The organism is Nostoc sp. (assembly GCF_054880495.1).
Map to the genome: position 1 here is coordinate 1 of NZ_JBTYKD010000162.1, position 5,494 is coordinate 5,494.

The window sequence follows — 5,494 nt, forward strand, 5'->3', positions numbered from 1 at the left end:
TGGCAAAGCCGTTAGTGCCGTTGAGGGTGGAGAGGTTGAATTGGGCACCAAAACCGGACTTACTGCCAAACACCACGTAGCCCTGCTCTGAAAGCTCGCCGAAGGAGCCCCCAATCTCTGCCCCGATAATCAGGTCAGCGATGCCGTCGCCGTTGATGTCTCCTGCACTGCTTACAGAGTTCATTGAGAAGTCGACTGCTTTGATGCTGTTGATGGCAAAGCCGTTAGTGCCGTTGAGGGTGGAGAGGTTGAATTGGGCACCAAAATCGGACTTACTGCCAAACACCACGTAGCCCTGCTGTGAAAGCTCGCCGCCGGATCCCTCAATATCTGTCCCGATAATCAGGTCGTCAATGCCGTCACCGTTAATGTCTCCCGCACTGCTGACAGAGAAGCCTGAATGGTCATTTGCTTTGATGCCGTTGATGACAAAGCCATTAGTACCGTTGAGCGTGGAGAGGTTGACTTGGGCACCAAAACCGGACTTGTTGCCAAACACCACGTAGCTCTGCCCTGAGAAGTCACCGTTGGGGGAGGCATTTGGTGCCCCGATAATCAGGTCAGCGATGCCGTCGCCGTTGATGTCTCCCGCACTGCTTACAGAACTACCTGAAAACTCATAAGCATTGATACCGTTGATGACGAAGCCGTTAGTGCCGTTGAGGTTAGATAAGTTGAAAACTGAATTTGCCATGAGTTCGTTCTTTTGTTTCTACAACTAAAAATTTAAATAATTTCAGATTCACTGTTGACTGTGAAAGGTCTACACGATTAGATAAATATACAACTTTTTAGGACTTACGCAAAAGTACACGCTGTAGCGGCAATTCATGAATTGCCCCTAAGAAGAAAATCAGGGTTTTGGCTATTTATTGTTTGCGTAAGTTCTGCTTTTATGTGGAACAGGTTAGTTTAGATACTGCTCTGCTCATAAATTGCCATCACTCTACTGCGGTGAGCTTATCCATTGTCACCATCGGCCGAATTTTATCAGACTCAAACCCAATCATCATCGGACGACGGACAAATTCCCGCTAGCACTGCAACGTCATGCGCGAAATGTAGAGAATGTAGAGGCGATCGCAAAGTGCTGTTTTGAATAGTAATTTTTGACAGCACAAAATCACCTCCATTACCCCTGCAATAGAAATTATTTCTGAATTCTGAATTCTGAACTCTTCTTTCTTTAATACTCAATTCCTGGTTGCGCCTTCACACCTTGATCGCGGAAAGGGTGCTTAACTAAGGTCATTTCGGTTACGAGGTCAGCACGCTCAATTAAAGCAGCCGGTGCGCCTCTACCTGTGAGAATAACGTGTTTGTTAGCTGGTTTTTGCGCCAAACCTGCTAAAACGTCTTCTACTGGTAAGTAAGACATTTTCAGGGCAATATTGATTTCGTCTAACAAGACCAGCTGAAAGTCTGGGTTGCGGATATATTCTAATGATTTTTCCCAGGCGGCGCTAGCTTTGTCGAGATCGCGATCGCGGTCTTGAGTTTCCCAGGTAAAGCCTTCGCCCATTGCGTGAAATTCTATCTGGTCTTCCCAATAGCTAAAAACCCTTTTTTCGGAAGGTTCCCAGCTACCTTTGATGAATTGGACGATCGCTACTTTATACCCGTGACCTAGCGATCGTAATACCATCCCTAAAGCCGCAGTAGTTTTACCCTTACCGTTACCAGTATTTACAATAATTAATCCTTTTTCTGGTATAGCTTCTGCGATGCGCTTCTCTTGGACTTCTTTGCGTCGCTGCATCTTTTTGCGGTACTGTTCATCAGTCAGAGATGAAGACATTACCTCATCAATCAAGCGCCCAATTTCTTGGTCTGGGTTCAATTCTTTTGGTGTGTCGTTTATCATCAGCTTTGTCTAGAAATAACTGTTAAAAGTGTTGAGAATGAACCAAAATCGTCTTACTTATCCAATTTCACTTAAATCACTGGATTGGAAATTGCCAGTAAGTTTTTATGTGAAATATTAATAGTGTGTTAGCTTTCTTAATGATTTGCAGACAAGTAGAAATATATATGATACACAAGCTGAACTTATAATTTTGGTTTACTATTACTGTTTTAAATAATTTAATATGTTCATTAAAGTAGTTTACCAGTAAAAATTTATGATTATCTCCTTTGGTACAGTCATGAATTAGACTAGCAACCGAGAGCGTTGGTTTAAGTGCCAGAGGTATGATGTCTGATATCGGGAGTTGTGCATTTATGGATGTTGTTGTTTCCATTTTTCCCATAAAGGCTGCGTATCCTCTGGTTGCCCGTCATAGTTGAGCAATTGGTCTGAAATTATCACCCATGACTGGGCACTGCGTGTCCAAATGTTACCCACTGGGCGTAACCAACTTGTATCATCTAAGGTTCCGGCTTTGACATTGATAGTATTTGAGTTGTAAGTCCGTTCATGGAACAATCGCGTTCCGCAGTCGCCACAAAACAGGTTATTTACTTCACGTCCACTATCATTTTTCCGAGTCCAAGCTTTCGGTTTTCCCTGAACAATTACAACAGCATCTCGTAGTACTGTGAGAGACATTCCAAAGGCACTAGACGATTGTTTCTGACACTCTTTGCAGTGGCATAAGTAAAGGGTTAACGGTTGGGCATGAATTTCATAACGAATCTGTCCACATTGACAACCTCCAGTATATGGAAGACTCACAGATTTTATCTCCTGACAATTTGTGTTGCTTTATTGTAACTAAAGCTATCTCAATCTTAAAGCTGGTTGTAGCAGACACAAACAAAAAACACGGGGACATAAGGACATTTTAATTCTTCACGCCTCCCTAAATCTTCCTCATTCTTCATCTTCATCCAATTCATCATCTTCACTCCAATACTGTTGAGGTGCATTTCCGTGAACTTCTAAAATTTTTGCTTTTTTGATTTTGTTATCAGGTGGATTAATTGCTTCTAACTGCACATCAAATTTCCAGTTGTCACCAAAATCATAAAGATAGATCATTTTAGCACCCGCTTCTAGAGATAAATCACCAATCTTTACTTGGTCTGCAAATGGGGGTGTTTCCATATAGGGATGACCGATTTTGATTATACGACCAAAACGGTCTTTATAACTAAACTCATATAAATGGTCGTAGTCAAAATCAAAAGCATCTAGAATTGTCTCTGCTAACCAGCTTAATGGTTTTTTTGCTGGTATGGCAATGCGTCTCCAAGCTTGAGAAATAGACACTTTAAAAATATATATACCATCGGTAAAGCCTTGCTTGGGAACAAATAAATTATGCTCCCATTCTGGAAAAAATGGTTGAAAATGTAACTGCAATTTTCCAAAAGTCACATTGACATCATCCTGTAATTCTCCTCGTATACCCAATGGAAAGAGTAATTGCAACAGAGCATCACCAAAGGGCAAGCGTTGTAAACTAGTAATGCGCCACCCCTTGCCTTCTTGTGGTTTTCCATGTTTGATAGATAACAATCCAAATAACTCTAACAGAGCAACGTTATGCAGACCTGGGTAATAACTAATATCGTGTTGGTCTTCATATTTAGGAAATTTTAAACCTTTATCTGGGACGCGAGTCCAAAGTTGAATGCATCTAAATAAATTGCCGAATGAGTCTTGATGTTCGCCCAAAATTTCGTTATTTCCCCAAATTAACCAAGCTTCTAATAAGTTAAAATAGCGTTCTGTTGGGTTGAGATTTAACCATGATTCTAAGGTGGCTGGGTCTAATACTAAAATTTGCTTCTTACCTTCCGATCTAATTTGGGCTATCCCAGAACTGCGTAATAACAGATATAGTCCATTAATGTAGGGGTATGATTTCTGTACGGGGCGTTTGAGTTTAATTTCAATTGGGTGACTTAACCGAGAATTAAGTTCTGATAGTACTTTTAGCGGTAGAAGGTTATTAACACTACTAACTTCCACTCCATTTGGTTGTAAGAAATCTATCAGAGTTTGAAAGTCATGCAGAATCGTACCGGGTTGATTTTGATCAATACTGAGTTCTTGTAGAAGTTGTTGTTGTGACTCTGTTAGGGAAGGCAGTTCAGGATTGAGTGTGCGTTCTAGCCGCGCAAATAAATCTTCCATAAATAAAAATTCTAAATTCTAAATTCACAATTTAAGCTTCCGTAAAACCCTGTTCTCTTTATACTATGACTTCAGCAGTTACCCTAAAAAACATCGACCCGCCAAGTGTCACCGCAGGACTATCAACACCGTAAGCTTAGTGAAATGTGAATGATAATATTTTCACCTTCTAGTTGACAATCCCAGCAATTTGATATGAATAGTAACACTCGTCTACAAATAATTTTAGCTGATACACGTATTGATATAGTATTAAGAGCGATCGCTCAACTAAATCTACCTAACTGGTGGTTAGCCGGGGGTGCAGTCCGAAACACCGTTTGGCATTCAATTTTTGGCGAGAATTGTCGGTTGGGTATTAAAGATTTTGATATTGCATTCTTTGATATAGAGGGGAACCGTTCCCAAGAACTAGCAGCAAAGGCGACTCTCACAGAACAATTTCCTCATGACCAGTTTGATGTAAAAAATCAAGCTAGTTTTGCTCGTTGGCGTATTGGTAGCAAACCTTACACTAGTACAGAGGATGCGATCGCAGATTGGCTGCACACCGCTACTGCTGTGGGAGTTCGACAAGATACACAAGGCCAATGGCAATTTTTCACTCCCTATGGGTTGGATGACTTGTTTGCTGGCATTATTCGACCTACGCCAGCACATATTCATAACTTAGATGCCGAGAATAAGGCATCTGGATTTTTAGAAAAGTGTCCTTATCTGCGGTTGGGGTTATAAGGGAATAATCGGTTTTGAAAGTGAAAAAAATGTTTTGTTGTAAGTAGGGGTTTACATAAGTTTGTAGCTTTTTTAAACGCAGAGAAACTCCAAGTTTGAGTGCTAGATTTGTTATGAATTAATGAAATTCTATACTAAGCGTTAGGAAAGCTTTGAAGTCACCCTTTATTCTGTTTGATGTATGAGTAGAGAAGTTCGCGATCGCTCTGAGGATTTACAATTAAGCATGGACTATTACCGCCACTTCCATTACTTACAAGAACGACAGTAATGCCCATCCGTGGACAAACCCCTAAACAACTGGTGCTAACGACCCGAAATTCACCCCATAATCCCTCAAACTTTAAACGAGATTTCAACCAATTCTCTAAGTCTTCGGAAGCAGTTGAGCTTCTGCTAGTTGGATGAAAAATATTTGACCGCTCGTTTGCACATTGCGAACACACAAGCACCAAACCAGACTCCCATCGCGGATAAACACTGGGAATAGATGTGTCTAACGCGCGAGAATTTATTATTACGGGCGATGTCTGCTGAGAATTGGCTGAAAACCTCTTGAGGATACATCGCAGGAATACCTTAATACGCCGGATCAGTTTTTTCATGGACGACCATACCTATTCTCTCAGAAAGAGAATAATATAAGTTTCCCGTTTAGTCTGTTCTAGTAGATCA

At 41.1% G+C, this 5,494-nt stretch carries 7 protein-coding genes; 1 reads left to right on the plus strand and 6 read right to left on the minus strand.

What is annotated here, in order from left to right:
* The 5 genes from ACYTXL_RS16075 to ACYTXL_RS16095 form a co-directional block, all read right to left on the minus strand.
* Positions 1 to 694: integrin alpha (locus tag ACYTXL_RS16075; RefSeq protein ID WP_461925608.1), on the minus strand; the 694-nt coding region annotated here is incomplete at its 3' end.
* Positions 695 to 996: 302 nt separating this feature from the next.
* Positions 997 to 1,119 carry a hypothetical protein gene (locus ACYTXL_RS16080; protein ID WP_461925609.1) on the minus strand — a complete coding sequence of 41 codons (123 nt, stop codon included), beginning with the start codon at positions 1,117 to 1,119 and terminating at the stop codon, positions 997 to 999.
* A gap of 67 nt (positions 1,120 to 1,186) precedes the next feature.
* Complete coding sequence (gene cobO, locus ACYTXL_RS16085) at positions 1,187 to 1,864, minus strand: cob(I)yrinic acid a,c-diamide adenosyltransferase (protein WP_461925610.1); 678 nt, start codon at positions 1,862 to 1,864, stop codon at positions 1,187 to 1,189.
* Positions 1,865 to 2,221: 357 nt separating this feature from the next.
* Complete coding sequence (locus tag ACYTXL_RS16090) at positions 2,222 to 2,677, minus strand: GFA family protein (protein ID WP_335213729.1); 456 nt, start codon at positions 2,675 to 2,677, stop codon at positions 2,222 to 2,224.
* A 138-nt stretch (positions 2,678 to 2,815) separates the two neighbouring features.
* The gene (locus ACYTXL_RS16095) at positions 2,816 to 4,084 is read right to left on the minus strand and encodes a plasmid pRiA4b ORF-3 family protein (RefSeq protein ID WP_461925611.1); all 1,269 of its coding nucleotides are present in this window, start codon (positions 4,082 to 4,084) and stop codon (positions 2,816 to 2,818) included.
* 195 nt (positions 4,085 to 4,279) lie between these two features.
* Between ACYTXL_RS16095 and ACYTXL_RS16100 the strand changes: the two genes are divergently transcribed.
* Positions 4,280 to 4,819: a nucleotidyltransferase family protein gene (locus ACYTXL_RS16100; RefSeq protein ID WP_461925612.1), complete on the plus strand. Its 540-nt coding sequence runs from the start codon at positions 4,280 to 4,282 to the stop codon at positions 4,817 to 4,819.
* A 158-nt stretch (positions 4,820 to 4,977) separates the two neighbouring features.
* On the opposite strand, the gene ACYTXL_RS16105 is transcribed toward ACYTXL_RS16100, so the two are convergent.
* Positions 4,978 to 5,424, minus strand: a complete 447-nt coding sequence (locus ACYTXL_RS16105; protein WP_461925613.1) for a hypothetical protein — start codon at positions 5,422 to 5,424, stop codon at positions 4,978 to 4,980.
* Positions 5,425 to 5,494: the final 70 nt, after the last annotated feature.

What these genes read in the sequence shown, in the direction of transcription:
- cobO (WP_461925610.1), bottom strand. Translation starts at nt 1,864, where the DNA reads ATGATAAACGACACACCAAAAGAATTGAACCCAGACCAAGAAATTGGG.
- ACYTXL_RS16095 (WP_461925611.1), bottom strand. Translation starts at nt 4,084, where the DNA reads ATGGAAGATTTATTTGCGCGGCTAGAACGCACACTCAATCCTGAACTG.
- ACYTXL_RS16100 (WP_461925612.1), top strand. Translation starts at nt 4,280, where the DNA reads ATGAATAGTAACACTCGTCTACAAATAATTTTAGCTGATACACGTATT.
- ACYTXL_RS16105 (WP_461925613.1), bottom strand. Translation starts at nt 5,424, where the DNA reads ATGAAAAAACTGATCCGGCGTATTAAGGTATTCCTGCGATGTATCCTC.